The sequence below is a fragment of the Sediminimonas qiaohouensis DSM 21189 genome, from assembly GCF_000423645.1.
Lineage (GTDB): Bacteria > Pseudomonadota > Alphaproteobacteria > Rhodobacterales > Rhodobacteraceae > Sediminimonas > Sediminimonas qiaohouensis.
Genome location: NZ_AUIJ01000001.1, coordinates 428,787 through 445,403, shown reverse-complemented (window position 1 = coordinate 445,403; position 16,617 = coordinate 428,787). Strand labels below are relative to the sequence as shown.

At 66.2% G+C, this 16,617-nt stretch carries 21 protein-coding genes and 1 riboswitch; of the genes, 15 read left to right on the top strand and 6 right to left on the bottom strand.

The genetic code is table 11. The features are described 5' to 3' along the window. Positions 1-15 precede the first annotated feature (15 nt). Positions 16-273, top strand: a complete 258-nt coding sequence (locus tag G568_RS0102150; protein ID WP_026756504.1) for a DUF167 domain-containing protein — start codon at positions 16-18, stop codon at positions 271-273. Between the two features lie 12 nt (positions 274-285). On the opposite strand, the gene G568_RS0102145 is transcribed toward G568_RS0102150, so the two are convergent. Next, positions 286-531, bottom strand: coding sequence for a hypothetical protein (locus tag G568_RS0102145; protein WP_026756503.1), 246 nt, complete (start codon positions 529-531; stop codon positions 286-288). Between the two features lie 63 nt (positions 532-594). On the opposite strand from G568_RS0102145, the gene G568_RS0102140 reads away from it, so the two are divergent. The 5 genes from G568_RS0102140 (at position 595) to G568_RS0102120 (ending at position 2,733) form a co-directional block, all read left to right on the top strand. Continuing rightward, entirely contained in the window at positions 595-1,311 is a 717-nt protein-coding gene (locus tag G568_RS0102140; RefSeq protein ID WP_051202586.1) for a M48 family metalloprotease, read from the top strand. Between the two features lie 25 nt (positions 1,312-1,336). Next, the gene (locus G568_RS0102135) at positions 1,337-1,705 is read left to right on the top strand and encodes a YigZ family protein (protein WP_026756501.1); all 369 of its coding nucleotides are present in this window, start codon (positions 1,337-1,339) and stop codon (positions 1,703-1,705) included. Between the two features lie 84 nt (positions 1,706-1,789). Continuing rightward, the gene (locus G568_RS20645) at positions 1,790-2,047 is read left to right on the top strand and encodes a DUF6455 family protein (protein WP_026756500.1); all 258 of its coding nucleotides are present in this window, start codon (positions 1,790-1,792) and stop codon (positions 2,045-2,047) included. 144 nt (positions 2,048-2,191) lie between these two features. Continuing rightward, positions 2,192-2,482, top strand: a complete 291-nt coding sequence (locus G568_RS0102125; protein ID WP_051202584.1) for a DUF6455 family protein — start codon at positions 2,192-2,194, stop codon at positions 2,480-2,482. After that, complete coding sequence (locus G568_RS0102120; protein ID WP_026756498.1) at positions 2,479-2,733, top strand: DUF6455 family protein; 255 nt, start codon at positions 2,479-2,481, stop codon at positions 2,731-2,733. The genes G568_RS0102125 and G568_RS0102120 overlap by 4 nt, the downstream gene beginning before the upstream one ends. 6 nt (positions 2,734-2,739) lie before the next feature. Here the strand turns inward: G568_RS0102120 and G568_RS0102115 are convergent, their stop codons facing one another. The 4 genes from G568_RS0102115 to rimO form a co-directional block, all read right to left on the bottom strand. Then, positions 2,740-3,132: a thiol-disulfide oxidoreductase DCC family protein gene (locus tag G568_RS0102115; RefSeq protein WP_026756497.1), complete on the bottom strand. Its 393-nt coding sequence runs from the start codon at positions 3,130-3,132 to the stop codon at positions 2,740-2,742. Between the two features lie 111 nt (positions 3,133-3,243). Beyond that, the gene (gene cutA, locus G568_RS18000; protein WP_037373464.1) at positions 3,244-3,552 is read right to left on the bottom strand and encodes a divalent-cation tolerance protein CutA; all 309 of its coding nucleotides are present in this window, start codon (positions 3,550-3,552) and stop codon (positions 3,244-3,246) included. Continuing rightward, positions 3,549-3,794, bottom strand: a complete 246-nt coding sequence (locus G568_RS0102105) for a CDGSH iron-sulfur domain-containing protein (RefSeq protein WP_026756496.1) — start codon at positions 3,792-3,794, stop codon at positions 3,549-3,551. The genes cutA and G568_RS0102105 overlap by 4 nt, the downstream gene beginning before the upstream one ends. Before the next feature lie 177 nt (positions 3,795-3,971). Further along, positions 3,972-5,354 carry a 30S ribosomal protein S12 methylthiotransferase RimO gene (gene rimO, locus G568_RS0102100; protein WP_026756495.1) on the bottom strand — a complete coding sequence of 461 codons (1,383 nt, stop codon included), beginning with the start codon at positions 5,352-5,354 and terminating at the stop codon, positions 3,972-3,974. 133 nt (positions 5,355-5,487) lie between these two features. On the opposite strand from rimO, the gene G568_RS0102095 reads away from it, so the two are divergent. Then, on the top strand, positions 5,488-7,437 hold the full coding sequence (locus G568_RS0102095) for an AsmA family protein (protein ID WP_026756494.1): 1,950 nt from the start codon (positions 5,488-5,490) through the stop codon (positions 7,435-7,437). A 117-nt stretch (positions 7,438-7,554) separates the two neighbouring features. On the opposite strand, the gene G568_RS0102090 is transcribed toward G568_RS0102095, so the two are convergent. Then, positions 7,555-8,427, bottom strand: a complete 873-nt coding sequence (locus G568_RS0102090) for a glycosyltransferase family 2 protein (RefSeq protein WP_026756493.1) — start codon at positions 8,425-8,427, stop codon at positions 7,555-7,557. A gap of 110 nt (positions 8,428-8,537) precedes the next feature. On the opposite strand from G568_RS0102090, the gene miaB reads away from it, so the two are divergent. The 8 genes from miaB to metK all read left to right on the top strand — a co-directional run bounded on the left by miaB (position 8,538) and on the right by metK (position 16,451). Next, positions 8,538-9,860, top strand: a complete 1,323-nt coding sequence (gene miaB, locus G568_RS0102085) for a tRNA (N6-isopentenyl adenosine(37)-C2)-methylthiotransferase MiaB (RefSeq protein ID WP_026756492.1) — start codon at positions 8,538-8,540, stop codon at positions 9,858-9,860. Positions 9,861-10,102: 242 nt separating this feature from the next. Beyond that, entirely contained in the window at positions 10,103-10,636 is a 534-nt protein-coding gene (locus G568_RS0102080) for an OmpA family protein (RefSeq protein WP_037373462.1), read from the top strand. A gap of 12 nt (positions 10,637-10,648) precedes the next feature. Then, positions 10,649-10,948: a membrane lipoprotein lipid attachment site-containing protein gene (locus G568_RS0102075; RefSeq protein ID WP_026756490.1), complete on the top strand. Its 300-nt coding sequence runs from the start codon at positions 10,649-10,651 to the stop codon at positions 10,946-10,948. A 173-nt stretch (positions 10,949-11,121) separates the two neighbouring features. Next, complete coding sequence (locus G568_RS17995) at positions 11,122-12,129, top strand: PhoH family protein (protein WP_051202599.1); 1,008 nt, start codon at positions 11,122-11,124, stop codon at positions 12,127-12,129. A 21-nt stretch (positions 12,130-12,150) separates the two neighbouring features. Beyond that, entirely contained in the window at positions 12,151-12,669 is a 519-nt protein-coding gene (ybeY, locus tag G568_RS0102065) for an rRNA maturation RNase YbeY (RefSeq protein WP_026756489.1), read from the top strand. Between the two features lie 25 nt (positions 12,670-12,694). Continuing rightward, entirely contained in the window at positions 12,695-13,612 is a 918-nt protein-coding gene (locus tag G568_RS0102060; protein ID WP_026756488.1) for a CBS domain-containing protein, read from the top strand. After that, positions 13,612-15,186, top strand: a complete 1,575-nt coding sequence (lnt, locus tag G568_RS0102055) for an apolipoprotein N-acyltransferase (protein ID WP_051202583.1) — start codon at positions 13,612-13,614, stop codon at positions 15,184-15,186. Before G568_RS0102060 ends, lnt begins: the two co-directional genes overlap by 1 nt. 32 nt (positions 15,187-15,218) lie before the next feature. Next, positions 15,219-15,267, top strand: a riboswitch (SAM-SAH riboswitch). 5 nt (positions 15,268-15,272) lie between these two features. Next, a complete protein-coding gene (metK, locus tag G568_RS0102050; RefSeq protein WP_026756486.1) occupies positions 15,273-16,451 on the top strand; it encodes a methionine adenosyltransferase in 1,179 nt (392 codons plus the stop codon). The last annotated feature ends 166 nt before the right edge of the window (positions 16,452-16,617 follow it).

Here is a 16,617-nt window from a genome sequence, read left to right as displayed (position 1 = left end):
GCTGGGACGGGGTGAATGTCGGAACCGCAGATGAAACACTTGTGCCGCGAAGGCGCCGAGATCGCGGTCAAGGTCACGCCAAAGGCGTCGCGCAACCGCGTTGTTCAGGACGAGGAGGGCGCGATCCGGGTTTACGTGACCTGCGTGCCGGAAAAGGGCAAGGCCACGGCCGCCGCGCGGACCCTGCTGGCCAAGGCCATGGGCGTGCCCAAGTCGCGCCTGTCCCTGATCCGGGGCAAAACCGCGCGTGACAAGGTGTTTCGCCTTGAATGAGGGCGTCGCGGTTTAGCCTTTGCCCGCCTCGGGGCGTAATTTGTAGGCACCCTCGGGCAGGTTCAGGGCGGCGCCCAGATCGCGCAGTTGAGCCGGTGAAACCGTCACGGTCTGGACCTGGTCCGTGCGCGGATCGTATTGAGAGACGGTGACGCACTCGGCAAAGGCGGTCACGATCACGTCCTCCTGCAAGGGCGTCTCGCCGTCGTCGACAAGTGTAATCACCGTGGCGTCGAATTCGTGTTCGATGGTAAACATACCCAAAGGGTACGGCAGATACGCCGCAATGCAAGAGAATCGCCAGCCGGCAAACGAGGAACTATGCGACCTGCTTACAAGGTATTGTTTGCGCTTCTTGTTTTTAGCGGAATTGCCGGGTGCGCGGCGCCTGGTGCATCTCCGCCAGTCGCGGGGCCGCGCCCGGCCCCCGCGTATGAGCGGCTGCCCCCCGAAGAGGCCGCGCGGCAGTTCACCCGTGTTGTCGATGCGATCGAGCCCGTTGCCGAGGCCGAGTGCCGCGCCCGCGCGCCGGCGCTTGGGTGCGACTATCGCATCGTGGTGGATACGCGGACCGAGCTGCCGCCGAATGCCTTTCAGACGATGGATGACGTTGGGCGCCCGGTGATCGGGTTTACCATCGCGATGGTGGGCGAGGTGCGCAATGCCGACGAATTGGCCTTCGTGATGGCGCATGAGGCGGCGCACCATATACGGGCGCATATCCCCCGCCAGAGGCGCAATGCGACGGCGGGCGCGATCCTGATGGGCGGTCTGGCGGCGCTGTCGGGTGCGGACGGCGCGGGCATACGCAGCGCGCAGGATCTGGGGGCAAGCGTGGGCGCTCGGTCTTATTCCAAGGAATTCGAGCTGGAGGCGGACAGCCTGGGCACGGTGATCGCGGCGCGGGCGGGGTTTGATCCGCTGCGGGGGGCGGAGTTCTTTACCCGCATTCCCGATCCGGGCAATCGGTTCCTGGGAACGCACCCGCCAAACGCCGCGCGAATCGCCGTGGTCCGGCGCCGGGCGGCGGGCCTTTAGGCGTGCGGCGGGACGGTGTAGCCATATGAAAACCATTGAGAATGTCGTGAACGATCGTGGCTCTCGCTATGCCGTCTCAGGCGGTGCGGCGCGCAGCGACGCGGATGTCGCCGCGTTTCTCAAGCAGTTGAAGCGAAACAAGAAATACGCCAAGGCCACGCATAATACCTGGGCGGTTCTGGCCGCCGATGGCACCGCGCGCAAGGGTGACGATGGTGAAAGCGGCGCGGGCATGGTCATCTTGCGGATGCTGGAGCGGGCGGGGCTGCATGATCATGTGATCGTGGTCACCCGTTGGTATGGTGGTAAGCACCTGGGCGGCGATCGGTTCAGGCACGTGCAGACCTGCGTGCGCAGGTACCTTGAGGCGATTGGCCGCTCTGCCGCTGATTGACTCAGGTCAAGGCGCGGTTGCGCGCGATGTGGTCTCCTGTAGGGGCTCGTCACGGTGATGAGCCCTGTATGGGAGGGCGTTTAAATGTATGAAAATCAGATAATTAGGACGCATGCCGCACTGGTTGACCGGATGGCGTCGGCGTTGGGTCTGGACCTTGAGGAGGAGGTGATGAGCGGGCGTCTGGACTATGACGCACTGCCGGATTTGGTGCTGCGGTGTACGGGGTGCAGTCAGCCTGACACCTGTGCTGCGTGGCTGAATGCGGAGCACGGTGCGGGAGAGCATGCGCCTTGCTATTGCCGAAACGCCAAGGCGTTGGAATCGCTGCGGAAATCATAAGATCGCGTCGGGGAGTGGAACTTGGCGCGTCGGGGTTGGGCCATTATGGGGGAGCTTTGGCAGTGCGATGCCAGGTGCCGCAGTGAAGCATAATATGCGCGTATTATCAATGTGTTACGCGCGGCAAGCACGGGAGGGCAGGACATGGGGAAGATGGAATACCTTGGCGATCCAGATTGCCACTTCTGGTTAACGCGGTCGATGGCGCGGTCGATGGGGTTGAACCTGAGCGAATCGCTGCAAGCAGGGCAGCTGCACGCGGACGACTACGCGCAAATGGTGGCGCGGTGCCGGAAATGCGCGCATGTGCGCGAGTGCCAGATGTGGCTGGCCAACTGCCTTGGCGAAGCGGCGCGGGCGCCATCGTTCTGCACCCACCGGGATACACTTAACGCATTGAAAGAACACCAAGAAAGAGAAGGAAATCAAGAATGAAACTGTTTGCGACTCTAAGCAGGCGCGCGGACGTGATGGGCCAGATGGCCCGATCGCTCGGCGTCGATTTCGGCGAGAGAATCGCCCATGATTCCGAGAGCGCGTCGGAGTATCGAGCGGCGGTTTTCCGCTGTGCCAGTTGCACCCACGAGGTAGAATGCCTGAGCTGGATGAACGGGCACAAGGATGCCAAGGAAGCACCGAAATACTGCAAGAACAAGGACTTGCTGGATAGGCTTTCGCCCAATTGACGCCACTTAGCGCCGCGCCGCCGAGGCGCAGCGCGCACGCGCCGTCCTGGCCAAGTGCCGCCGATAAAGCGCCGGGGCAAGAACCCGGTCATAAACCGCGGTGGCAACGGCGCGAACCCCCGGCAAAGCGACCAGTGTAGCCAGCGCTCGCCAGCGCGGCATACCCCGCCACAGGACCAGAAAGCCATTGATCCCGCTGTATATTTCGCCATCTTTGAGAACGTGCAACCGGCGCGCGGCCTGATCGGCGCTGATGCCCCAGTGGGCAAGATCCGCTGAATTCAGATCATCGAAACGAATGGGCAGATTGCACGCGCGCGTATGCGCGGCGTAGTGGTTAATCTCGGCCCGGCACACGGGGCAACGGGCGTTGTAAAGGACGCGGATTTCATCGCTCATGCATTACCGAATTAATGCACCGCACGCGCAGGACAAGATTGGCGTTTGCGCAGAAACGGACGTTTCGCCGCGTGACCCGTACGATTCGTACGCAAGCGCGCGCGCTTCGCTTCAGCCGCCTGTTTCCTCGTTCAGCCAGGTCGTCGTCTCGGGCGTCGTCTCAACCTGTTCCCAGGTGATGACCGGCAGGTCGTAGGGGTGCAGGTCGGTGATCAGCGCGACCAGCGCGGCGCGGCTTTCGCCTGTCGTTTTGAAGGTGATCTGCACCTCGGTTTCTTCCTCGACCGCGCCTTGCCAGTGGAACAGGCTGAGGAGGCCGGGGGTGACGTTGGCGCAGGCGGCCATGCGCGCGCTGATCGCGGCGCCAGCGAGGTCGCGGGCGCTGTCGAGGTCGGGGCAGGTGGTGGTCACGTGGATCATAGCGTGGAATGCGTGCCGTCGCAGAGCGGGGCGTTGCCGGTATTCTTGCAGCCGCAGAAGAACACCTTTTGCGTGGCTTGCGCGGTGTATTTGACCGGGCGGTGCGTGGTGCCCTTGTGACTGCCATCGCAAAACGGCTGCTGGGCGGAGCGGCCGCATGCGCACCAGAGATAGGATTTGCCCTCGGTCACTTCGACGGGAAAGGGGGCTTTTTGCGCGATGTTGGGGATGTCGTCGGTCATGGCGCTGGCTCCTCCTCGGGTGGCTGTGCGTTTGCAGGCAGCGTAGCGCAGGTGCGCGGGGTTGGGAACCGGGGGGTGGGTGCAGGATTCGGGCGATGCGCGGCGGCCTGCGGCCTTGATTCCGCGCAGGGCGCTATATGAGATGTTCGGTCAAGGTCATTACCGCCGCGCGCCCCCTCAACCGGGCAGGCGGCCCCACAGGTCGTATTCGCCGGCCTCGTCCACTTCGACGGTGACGATATCGCCCACGCTCAGCGCATCAGTTCCCTCGTCAATGAACAAACATCCGTCGATTTCGGGCGCGTCGGCCTTGGTGCGGCAGGTGGCGATGCCGTCTTCGTCGATATCGTCGATGATCACGTCCTGACGGGTGCCGACCTTGGCGGCGAGTTTCGCCTCGGAAATCGCCTGTGCCTTTTGCATGAAACGATCCCAGCGGTCCTGTTTCACCTCGTCGGGCACATGATCGGGCAGGTCGTTGGAGCGCGCACCGGCGACGTTCTCATACTGGAAGCAGCCGACGCGATCGAGCTGTGCCTCGTCGAGCCAATCCAGCAGGGTTTTGAACTCTGCCTCGGTTTCGCCGGGGTAGCCGACGATGAAGGTCGAGCGCAGGGCGATATCGGGGCAGGCGGCGCGCCATGCCGCGATCTCATCGAGGGTTTTCGCCGCCGCCGCCGGGCGGGCCATGCGTTTGAGGGTGGCCGGGTGGGCGTGCTGGAACGGGATATCGAGGTAGGGCAGGATCAGCCCCTCGGCCATGAGCGGGATCAGTTCGCGCACATGCGGGTAGGGATAGACGTAGTGCAGGCGCACCCATGCCCCCAGCGTGCCAAGATCGCGCGCCAGGTCGGTGATGTGGGCGCGGTGGCCCTTGGCCTCGGCGTGGCGGATATCGATGCCGTAGGCCGATGTGTCCTGGCTGATGACCAGCAGCTCGCGCACGCCGTTCTCAACCAGTTTCTCCGCCTCGCGGATCACGGCATGGGCCGGGCGACTGGCCAGTTTGCCGCGCATGTCGGGGATGATGCAGAACTTGCATTTGTGGTTACAGCCCTCGGATATCTTGAGGTAGCTGTAGTGCCGCGGCGTCAGTTTCACCCCCGAGGCGGGCAGCAGATCGACGAACGGGTCGGGCGCGGGGGGCACCGCGGCGTGCACGGCGTCGAGCACCTGTTCGTACTGGTGCGGGCCGGTCACGGCCAGGACGCTGGGATGTGCGCCTGTGATGTAGTCGGGTTCGGCCCCCAGGCAGCCGGTGACGATGACGCGGCCGTTCTCATTGAGCGCCTCGCCGATGGCGCTGAGGGATTCGGCCTTGGCGCTGTCGAGGAAGCCGCAGGTGTTCACGATCACCGCGTCGGCGCCGGTGTAGTCGGGCGAGATGGCGTAGCCCTCGGCGCGCAGGCGGGTGAGGATGCGTTCGCTATCGACCAGCGCCTTGGGGCAGCCGAGCGAGACCATGCCGATGGTTGGCTGGTCGCTGCGGTCTTGCGCAACATCTGAGAGCCGCGCCTTTGGCGCGAGGTCAGGGCGGAGATCTGGCGGGTTGCTGGACATGGAGCGCATATAGACCAGCGCGGGGGCGGCGGAAAGGCCCTTGCGCGTCCGGCCCGCGCCGCGCGTGAAACCCCCTATCCCCCGGTCGGTGAATTGCCTTAGACTGAGTTGGCAACAGCAAAGCAGGTGTGTCATGCGGTGGATCGTTCGGTTGATCGGATTGGTGATCGTCCTCGTGGTGGTCGCGGTGGGGTCTGTTTTCCTGTTGCCGGAGGACCGAATCGCGCAGGTGGCGGTGGACCAGATCCGCGCGCAGACTGGGCGCGAGGTGACGCTGTCGGGCGGCACCGAGATCAGTTTTTACCCGGTTCTGGGGGTTGCGACCGGGCCGATGGAGATCGGCAACGCGCCTTGGTCCGACGCCGGGCCGATGATGCGCGCCGAGGCGTTGAAAGTGGGGGTCGATCCGATCGCCATGATCCGCGGGGATATCCGGATCACGGGGCTGGAGCTGCGCAGCCCGCGCATATTGCTGGAGCGGGCCGCCGATGGGCGCGTCAACTGGGAGTTGGGCGTCGAGGGCGTGGCGCCCTCGGGACAGGAGGGGGCGCGATCGGCCAAGCTGGCGCTGTACCTGGACCGGGCGCTGATCACCGACGGGGTGCTGCGCTATGCCGACCGGGGCAGTGGCGAGGAAACCGTGATGCAGGGGCTGTCGCTGGATCTGCGCTGGGCCGATTACGAGGGCGCGGCGGAGTTCGAAGCGGGCCTGCGCCCGGCGGGCGAGACGGTGGCGGTGAGCGGCCGGATCGACAGGTTTGCGCAGTTCATCAACGGCGATGCTTCGGCGCTGAACCTGCGGGTGGCCGCTGCCGGGGGCGAGATCGGGCTGAACGGGCAAGCGAGCCTTGCGCCGATGGTCGCCGGGCGGATCGAGGGCGAATTGCCCGACACCGCGGCGTTCATGGCGGCACTGGGTCGGCCGGGCGTTTCGCTGCCGCAAGGATTGGGCCGGCGCGCGGCGTTGAGCGGCGATCTGAGCCTGACGCCCGACGATATGCGCCTGAGCCTGCGCGAGGGGTCGCTGACGCTGGACGGCAACCGCCTGAGCGGGGCGCTGGACGTGTTCACCGCGCAGACCCCGCCGCGCGTGGTGGGGCAGATCAGCACTGGCGCGCTGGACCTGTCGGGGCTGGGCGGTGGCGGCGAGGCGGCGGCTGCGGGCTCCGGGGAGCGCGCGGCAACGGCGGGCTGGTCCACCGCGCCGATCGATGCCAGCGCGCTGTCGTTGGTCAACGGCGAGCTCGATCTGCGGGCGGAGTCGGTGCTGGTGGGGGGCTTGTCGCTGAACCAGACGCATATCGGTGCCACGCTGGACCGGGCCCGCGCGGTTGTCACGTTGCGGGAGGTGGCGGCCTATGACGGCACCCTGGGCGGCGAGGTGGTCGCCAACAACCGCAGCGGGCTATCGGTGGGCGGCGATCTGCGGGCGCAGGGCGTGGGCCTGCAGGGGCTGCTGAGCGACATGGCCGGGCTGAGCCGGTTCACCGGCGCCGCCGATGCGCAGGTGTCGTTCCTGGGCGCGGGGGGCAGCGTGGACGCGATCATGCGCTCGCTGTCGGGGCAGGGCACGCTAAGCACCGGGCGCGGCACCATCCAGGGGATCGATTTGGACAAGCTGTTTCGCGCGGGCGACGTGAGCGGCGGCACAACCGTGTTCGACAGCCTGAGCGCCAGTTTCACCATCGAGGATGGCGTTTTGCGCAACGATGACCTGCTGATGAGCCTGCCGGTGATCACCGCGCGCGGCGAGGGGCGGATCGGGCTGGGTGCGCGCGATCTGGATTACCTGTTCACGCCGCGTTCGGGCGGCACCGATGGCGAGGGCGGCGTCGCGATCCCGGTGCGGATCAAGGGGCCATGGGCCAACCCGTCGATCCGGCCCGACATGAAAGTGCTGCTTGATGAGAACCTGGAAGAGGAAAAGAAGGCCGCCGAGGAAAAGGCGCGCAAGAAGCTGAACGAGGCGGTTGAGAAGAAGCTGGGCGTAACCCCCGAGGAAGGCGAGAGCGTGGAGGACGCGCTCAAGAAAAAGGCCGAGGAAAAGGTCAAGGATGCGCTGAAGGGGCTGTTGACGAAGTAGGGCCGGGAGCCGGGGGCTTTGAGGCGGACGGTTGCGATGCGCGGCGCCCTGCGGGCGCTATTTCGCGCAGGGCACTAGATGGGATGCCTGCTCAAGGCCGGCTCGCCCACTCCCCGCTCAGAACCACTGCCCCGGTTCCATCAGGCCAAGATCCAGCAACTGGCTCGAATGCCACTCGAACGGGGTGGAGTTGTGCCAGCGGAATGTGTGGATATCGAAGGTCGAGCCGGGATTGCGCTTGAGTGCCTTGGCGGTTCGGAACGAACAGATCGCCGCCGTCAGGTTGTGATGCCAGGGGCAGGAATAGGTGTTGTACTCGGCATCGTTGAAGGTGTGGCCGGGTCGAAGTTTCAGCCCCTCGCGCGCCCGGAACAGGGCGATCCGGTCGATCCGGCGGCGGCTGGTGGGGACGTGTTCCTCGTAGCGCCAACGGAGGCCGCCGTAGAAATCAAGCTGATTGCGCAGGTGGGCGCCGGTCTGTGGGTCGGGTCGGCCAAGTGCGTAATAGCCGGAGCGGTCGATATAGGCGTCGTCCACCGCGACGGCGTCGGGGTGGCGATCCAGATCGCCGGCGTAGAGGTCGATGACGTAGGTCATCATCGCGTCGCGCTTTTCCTCGGTGTGGAAGGTCAGCATTTCGCCGATGGTCCGGCTCTCGCAGAACGGGTAGAACAGGTATTCGGCGTTGAAGCAGTAATACATCCACAGGCCCGGCGCCGCCGCGATGACGCGGTTGACGGTGTCGGTCACGGCGTTGTCGGCGATGGTATCAAGCGCGATGCGGTGCACGTCGTCGCGCGCGGCAAGGGTGGCGTCGAAGTCGAACGCATCGGGGATGAACACCAGCAAATGCGCGAACCCGCGGTCCAGGTGGTGGCGCAGGGTGCTGTCGATCTCGCAGGCGTCCTCGACGAATATCATGGCGATCGGCCCTTTCGACAGGGCCGTGCCGGGATTTGCCAGGAACTGCCGCAGGCTGTCGTGTTTCATGCCGGTCTCCGGGTGGCTGCGCGGCGCAGGGTCCGCCAATTCGCCGCGCATTGCAAGGCGGGGCGGATATGATATAGGCAGGCGCGCGAAACCGCGACAGGATCAGCGCCATGAGCGAGCCGAAAAAACTCTTCATCAAGACCTATGGCTGTCAGATGAACGTCTATGACAGCGAGCGCATGGCCGAGGCCCTTGGCGGGTCCGGGTATGTCGAGACACAGACGCCCGACGATGCCGACATGATCTTGCTGAACACCTGCCACATTCGCGAGAAGGCGGCGGAAAAGGTGTATTCCGAGCTGGGCCGGTTCAAGGGGTTGAAGGCCGACAAGCCAGACCTGAAGATCGGCGTCGCGGGCTGTGTGGCGCAGGCCGAGGGCGAAGAGATTATGCGCCGCTCGGGGCTGGTGGACATGGTGGTGGGGCCGCAGAGCTATCACCGGCTGCCGGCGATGGAGGCGCGTGCGCGCGGCGGCGACAAGGTGCTGGACACCGATTTCCCCGAGGACGACAAGTTCGCGGCGCTCAAGACGCGCCCCAAGGCGCGGCGCGGGCCGACCGCGTTCCTGACCGTGCAGGAGGGGTGCGACAAGTTCTGCGCCTTTTGCGTGGTGCCCTATACACGCGGCGTCGAGGTCAGCCGCCCGGTGGCGCAGGTTCTGGAAGAGGCGCGTGACCTGGTGGCGCGCGGCGTGCGCGAGATCACCTTGCTGGGCCAGAACGTCAACGCCTATCACGGCACCGGGCCGGATGGCGCCGATTGGTCGCTGGCGCGGCTGATCTGGGCGCTGGACGGGATCGAGGGGCTGGAGCGGATCCGGTTCACCACCTCGCACCCCAACGACATGAGCGACGACCTGATTGCCGCGCACGGGGAGTGCGCCAAGCTGATGCCGTACCTGCATCTGCCGGTGCAATCGGGCAGCGACCGTATCCTCAAGCGGATGAACCGCAGCCACACGGCGGAAAGCTATCTGCGCCTGATCGAACGGATCCGCGCGGCGCGGCCCGATATCCTGATTTCGGGCGATTTCATCGTCGGATTTCCCGAAGAGACCGAGCGCGATTTCGAGGACACGATGGCCCTGATCCGCGAAGTGGGCTACGGGCAGGCGTTCTCGTTCAAGTATTCCACACGCCCCGGCACCCCGGCGGCGGAGCGCGCGCAGGTGGATCCGGATGTGGCATCCGAGCGGCTGTCGCGGTTGCAGGCACTGATCACCGAGCAACAGCGCAGCGTTCAGGACGCGATGGTGGGCCGTGAGCTGGGCGTTCTGTTCGAGAAGCCGGGCCGCATGCCGGGGCAGATGGTGGGCAAGTCCGACTACCTGCACGCGGTGCACGTGGCCGATTGCCCGGCCGAGGCCGGAGAGCTGCGGCGCGTGCGTATCACCGAAAGCGGGCCCAATTCGCTGGCGGGTGTCCTGGTCTGAGCTAGCGGCAGCCGCGATTGCATCCAAGGGAACAACAAACGCCCTGAGATAGCGGCGTTGTTTCCGCAATGGTTGTAGAGCGGCGCGAAATTCCCTTCACATGCGGCGCATCTTTGCTAGAGTGCTGGTATTAAAGCTGGGGCGGCTGGCACGGTACAAGTGCCGCGTGCCCCTTCTGGGGGAATAGAAAAAAAGGGACAGGGGCTGTGGCTAAGTTCAATTACAATGCCGTGCCATCACTCATGGCCGCGGCGGCGCTGCTGCTGGCGGTCGCGACGGGGGCGCAGGCGCAAAGCGCCGGCAAGCCAACCGTGGTGGGCGAGCGATACGAGCCGACGATCTGGATCGATCCGGACGGGTGCGAGCACTGGGTCATGGATGACGGGGCGGAGGGCTACATGACGCCGCACACGCGCCGCGACGGAACGCCGGTGTGTCACCGGGGGAATATCTGCGGCATCGTGCCGACAGACCAGTTGTTCGCGACCGACCGGCATACCATCACCTCCGCCGGACGGGCGCGGCTGCAGGAGTTCTTTCAGCAGGCCAATGCGCGCGCGTTCCTGATCCACGGGCATACCGATGCCCGCGCGTCCGATGAATACAACATGGGGCTGAGCCTGCGCCGCGCCAACGCGGTTGCTCAGGTTGCCCAATCCGTGGGGGCCAGCGTGGTCGATGTGCGGGGCTTTGGCGAGCGGATGCCGCGCGCCAGCAACGCCACCGCGCAGGGCATGGCCGAGAATCGCCGTGTCGAAATCACCTGCCTGCGCTGAGGAGAACCAGAAATGAACATCAAGAAATTGACCTTGTTCCTTGGCGCGGCGGCCCTCGTGGCCGGGTGCCAGACCGTCGGCCCCGACAAAACGCGCGATCGCGGTGTCGATGCCAAACATCTGAGCAACCTCGTCGCCGGTGTGTGGGTGGACCCGAACGGGTGCGACCACTGGATCATAGATGACGGGCTTGAGGGCTACCTGAGCGAGCGCAAGCAACCCGACGGATCGCCGGTTTGTTCCGGTGCGGCGCCGCCGAATGTCGCCACCGGGCCGTTCAAGGGCGGTTCGGAGGTTGCAGACACGCTGTGACCGAAAACCATCCATTTCGCGTCAAATACCGTGGGCCTGACCGGCCCGCGGTTTTTTTTGTGGCGAATTTTATCTCAATCCCGTGACAATTGCCGCCAGTCCCTTGCACACGGGCGCGCGGCTTGGCACGGTTAGGCGCCGCCGCTGCCCATCTTGCCAATACGGAGATCCGATTGACCACCAGCGTTCAGCCCCCGCATCCCGGCTCTGACCTTCCCGCCGAACGTCTGGTGGAGTTTCCCGACAACCGTTTGCTGATCGATTTGTGCGGCGAATACGATCGCAACCTTGCCGATATCGAGGACAAGCTGGGCGTGCAGATCCTGCGCCGCGGCAACCAGTTGGCGGTGATCGGCGAGACGGTCGCGACAAACGAGGCGATCGAGGTGCTGACCGGGCTTTATGAGCGCCTTGAGGCGGGCAGGGACCTGGAGCAGGGGGATATCGACAGGCAGATCCGCATGGGCCCCGCGCAGGAGGATGAGGGCACCTGCGATGGCGATCAGCTTGAGATGTTCAAGGGCGGCCGGGTCGAAATCAAGACTCGCAAGAAGCTGGTCGAGCCGCGCACCGAGGCGCAGAAAAGCTATGTCACCAGCCTGTTCACTCATGACCTGGCGTTCGGGATCGGGCCGGCGGGCACCGGCAAGACCTATCTTGCGGTGGCGGCGGGGGTGTCGATGTTCCTGGCCGGCGAGGTGGATCGCATCATCCTGTCGCGTCCGGCGGTGGAGGCAGGCGAGCGGCTGGGTTTCTTACCCGGCGACATGAAGGAAAAGGTCGATCCCTACATGCAGCCGCTTTATGATGCGCTGAACGATTTCCTGCCGGGCAAGCAGGCGGCCAAGCTGATGGAGGAAAAGCGGATCGAGATCGCGCCGCTGGCGTTCATGCGGGGCCGTACGCTGAGCAATGCGTTCGTGGTGCTGGACGAGGCGCAGAACGCCACGTCGATGCAGATGAAGATGTTCCTGACCCGCCTGGGCGAGGGCAGCCGCATGGTGATCACCGGCGACCGTAGCCAGGTGGACCTGCCGCGCGGGGTGACATCGGGCCTGCATGACGCGGAACGGCTTCTCAAGCCGATCGATCAGATCAGCTTTACCTATTTCACCGCGCGCGACGTGGTGCGCCACCCGTTGGTGGCGGCGATCATCGACGCCTATAACGCAGATACATGAGGCCGCGCGGCGGGGGCGGGTATGCTAACCGACGTGGTGATCGAGGACGAGCGCTGGACCGCGGTGGGGTTGCCAGACTTGGCCGAGCGCGCGGCGCGCGCGGCGCTGGCGGAGTTGGGCCACGATCCGGCGGCGTACGAGATCAGCGTTCTGGCCTGCGACGATGCGCGCATTGCCGTGCTGAACGCCGAGTTTCGGGACAAGCGCGCGGCGACCAATGTGCTGAGCTGGCCGGCGCAGGAGATCGCGCCGCAGTCTGAGGGCGCGCCGCCGCCCGCCCCCGCGCCGGACCCGTTTGCCGGGGAGACGCAGGAATTGGGCGATATCGCGATCGCCTACGACACCTGCGCGCGCGAAGCGGGCGAGGCGGGCACGCCGCTGGCCGATCATGCCACGCATTTGGTGGTGCATGCGGTGCTGCATCTGCTGGGGTATGACCATATCCGTGACAAGGATGCCACTTTGATGGAGGGTCTTGAGGTGCGGATACTTGGCAAACTGGGCCTGCCTGACCCATATAATAGGGCGAAGGGGGCGTAGGTGCCCCGGTTAACTGGAAAGAGACATGGGCGAGAGCAGCGAAGAGTCATCTACCGCCGCGCACAGCGCGCGGCAGTATAGCCAAACAGAAGACGACCCTGCCGAGGCGGGTTTTTTCGAACGGGTGATCCGCCCGTTCCGTCGGCACGGGCCGGATGACAGCGCCGAGGCGGATATGAACAGCGCGCCGCGCCACGCCAACCAGGCACAGTCGCACGACATCTTGAACCTGCGGCGCATGCGGGTCGAGGATGTGGCAATTCCCAAGGCCGATATCGTGGCGGTGCCCGACACCGTGACCCGCGAGGGGCTGGTGGAGCAATTCCGCGATACCGGGTTCAGCCGCCTGCCGGTCTATTCCGAGACGCTGGATTCGCCGGTGGGGATGGTGCACCTGAAGGATTTCGCGCTGCGCCACGGGTTCTGCGCGCCGCAAGACGATGCGCAACAGGAATTCGCGCTAAGCGAGATGCTGCGCCCGCTGCTGTATGTGCCGCCGTCGATGTCGATCGGCGTGCTGCTGCAAAAGATGCAGAGCGAGCGCAAGCACATGGCGCTGGTGATCGACGAGTATGGCGGTGTCGATGGCCTTGTCACCATCGAGGACCTGATCGAGCAGGTCATCGGCGAGATCGAGGACGAGCACGACACCGAGGACGAGGATTACTGGACGCTGGAGCAGCCGGGCCAGTACCTGGCGCTGGCCAAGACGCCGGTGGAGGAGTTCGAGGCCGAAACCGGCGTGTCGCTGACCGATGCCGAGGATATCGACCCCGAAGAGATCGACACGTTGGGCGGGTTGGTGTTCATGCTGTCGGGGCGCGTGCCGGTGCGCGGCGAGGTGGTGCAGCACCCCTCGGGCCCGGAATTCGAGGTGGTCGACGGCGATCTGCGCCGGATCAAGCGGCTGCGCGTGCGCCTGAGCGGATCGGCGGATGGCTGATGGCTGAGGACGGGCGCGGCGCGGCGCGGCCCGATCCCGCGACATGGCTGCGTCGGCGTCCGCGCTGGGTGGTGCTGTGCATCGCGGCGCTGGCCGGGGTGCTGGCCGCGACGGGGCAGGCGCCGCTGGGATGGGTATTGCCCGCGCTGGCCGGGTTTGCCGGCGGGGCGGTGTTGCTGGTTGCCGCGCAAGGGTGGCGGCGCGCGGCGCTGATCGGGCAGGTGTTCGGCACCGCTTATTTCCTTCTCGCGCTTAGCTGGCTCATCGAGCCGTTCATGGTGGATATCGCGCGCCACGGGTGGATGGCGCCCTTTGCGCTCGTGTTCATGGCGGGGGGTATGGCGCTTTTCTGGGCGGGTGCGTTTGCCGTGGCGCGCGCGGCGGCGGGCGCGGGGGCGTGGGCGGCGGCCCTTTTGGCCCCGGCGATGACACTGGCCGAATTGCTGCGCGCGCGGGCCTTTACCGGGTTTCCATGGGCAAGCCCCGGTCACATGCTGGTTGATGCGCAGGCGGGGCAGGCGGCGGCGTGGGGCGGCGTGGGGTTGCTGACGCTGGGCATCATGGGGCTGGCGGCGCTGGCGGCGGGGCCGTGGGCGGGGCGCGCGCGGCGGGCCATGGCGATGCGCGCGGCGGTTTTGCTGGGGGGCGGGGTGCTATGCCTCGTGCCGGTGCCGGAGGGGGCGCCCGTCGCGGGCGACCGCCCGGTGCTGCGATTGGTGCAGCCAAACGCGCCGCAGCGCCTGAAGTGGCACCCCGATCATGCGCCAGAATTCTACCAGCGGCAGTTGCGCTATACCGCCGCCGCGCCCGACGCGGGCGCGCCGCGCCCCGACCTGGTGGTGTGGCCGGAAACGGCCGTGCCGGTGCGCCTGAACGATGCGGGCGGGGTTCTGGCGCGTATCGCGCAGGCGGCGGGCGGTGCGCCTGTCGTGCTGGGCCTGCTGCGCGACGAGGGGCCGCGCGTCTATAATTCGGCCGTGGTGGTGGGGCCGGGCGGCACCGCGACGGAGGTCTATGACAAGCATCACCTCGTGCCGTTCGGGGAATACGTGCCGTTTGGCGATTTGCTGGCGCGGTGGGGGATCTACGGCCTGGCCGCCAACGCGGGGCAGGGGTTTTCCGCCGGCCCCGGTGCGCAACTGCTGGACCTGGGCGAGGGGTTGGGCCGGGCGCTGCCGCTGATCTGCTACGAGGCGGTGTTTCCGCGCGACGTGCGCGCCGCGCCCGAGCGCCCCGATTTCCTGCTTCAGATCACCAACGACGCGTGGTTTGGGCAGGTATCGGGCCCGTGGCAGCACCTGGCGCAGGCGCGGATGCGCGCGATCGAGCAGGGGCTGCCGATGGTGCGCGTGGCCAATACAGGCGTCTCGGCGATGATCGACGCGCGCGGGCGCGTCACCGCGATGATTCCACTGGGGCAGGCGGGCTGGCGCGATGCGCCGCTACCCGCGCCGGCGCCGCCGACGGGATATGCCATGCTGGGCGATGGGCCGGCTGCGGTGCTGGCGCTGCTGCTTCTGGGTTTGGGCGGCCGGGCCGCGCGGCGGCGCAGCCACAACGCGAATAGCGGTTGACCCCGCACAAGGCGCGGCGTAGGCAGTTGCGCACCCTGTCACAACGGCTTCCTGGCGTGACGGGCAGATCATAACGGAGCACTTTCATGACACGACAGAACTATCTTTTCACCTCCGAGTCCGTCTCGGAAGGGCACCCCGACAAGGTGTGCGACCGCATTTCCGACGCGGTTCTCGATGCGCTGCTGACTGAAGAGCCCTTGGCGCGGGTCGCGTGCGAGGCATTTGCAACCACCAACCGGGTTGTCATCGGCGGCGAGATAGGCCTGTCGGACCAGGGCAGGTTGCATGCGTTCATGGACCGGATCGATCCGATCGTGCGCGACTGCATCCGCGATATCGGCTATGAGCAGGACAAGTTCCACCACCAGACGGTCGAGATCACCAACCTGCTGCACGAGCAATCCGCCCATATCGCGCAGGGCGTGACGGGCGAGCGCGGCGACGAGGGGGCGGGCGATCAGGGCATCATGTTCGGTTATGCCACCGATGAGACCGACGCGCTGATGCCCGCGCCGATCCAGTTTTCCCACGCCATCCTGCGCCGCTTGGCCGAGGTGCGCAAATCGGGGGCCGAGCCGATGCTGCGCCCTGATGCCAAGAGCCAGCTCACCCTGCGCTACGAGAATGGCAAGCCGGTCGAGGTGCTGCAGGTGGTTCTGTCCACGCAGCACGCGGGCGAGGACCTCAGCAGCGCCGACATCCGCCGCATCGTTGAGCCGCATATCCGCGACGTGCTGCCGGCGGAATGGCTGACCGATCGCACCGAATGGTGGGTGAACCCCACCGGCACCTTCGTGATCGGCGGCCCCGATGGCGACGCAGGGCTGACGGGGCGCAAGATCATCGTCGATACCTATGGCGGCGCGGCCCCGCATGGTGGCGGCGCGTTCTCGGGCAAGGACCCGACCAAGGTGGACCGCTCGGCGGCCTATGCCGCGCGCTACCTGGCCAAGAACGTGGTCGCCGCCGGCATGGCCGAGCGGTGCACGATTCAGCTCAGTTATGCCATCGGTGTGGCGCGGCCGCTGTCGATCTATGCCGACACGCACGGCACCGGCGCGGTGCCGCCCGAAAGGATCGAGGTGGCGATCCCCAAGGTGATGGACCTGACCCCGCGCGGCATCCGCGAGCATCTGTCGCTGGACCGGCCGATCTATGCCCGCACCGCCGCCTACGGCCATTTCGGCCGCGCCCCGGACGCCGATGGCGGCTTTAGCTGGGAGCGGACGGACCTGGCCGGCGCGCTGGAAAAAGAGGTCTGAGCGCGCAGCAGGCTGGCTTCATCTTGCCCAAAATACTCTCGGCGGCGCGGCCCGGCATGCCGGTGACCGCGTTGCCGGGGGGCGGGCGGCACCCAGGCCGGTCGCCCAACGACGGCAACAGGTCATTTGTTCCATAGACCGCATCGCACCTCGCGCCCCCTGCCGG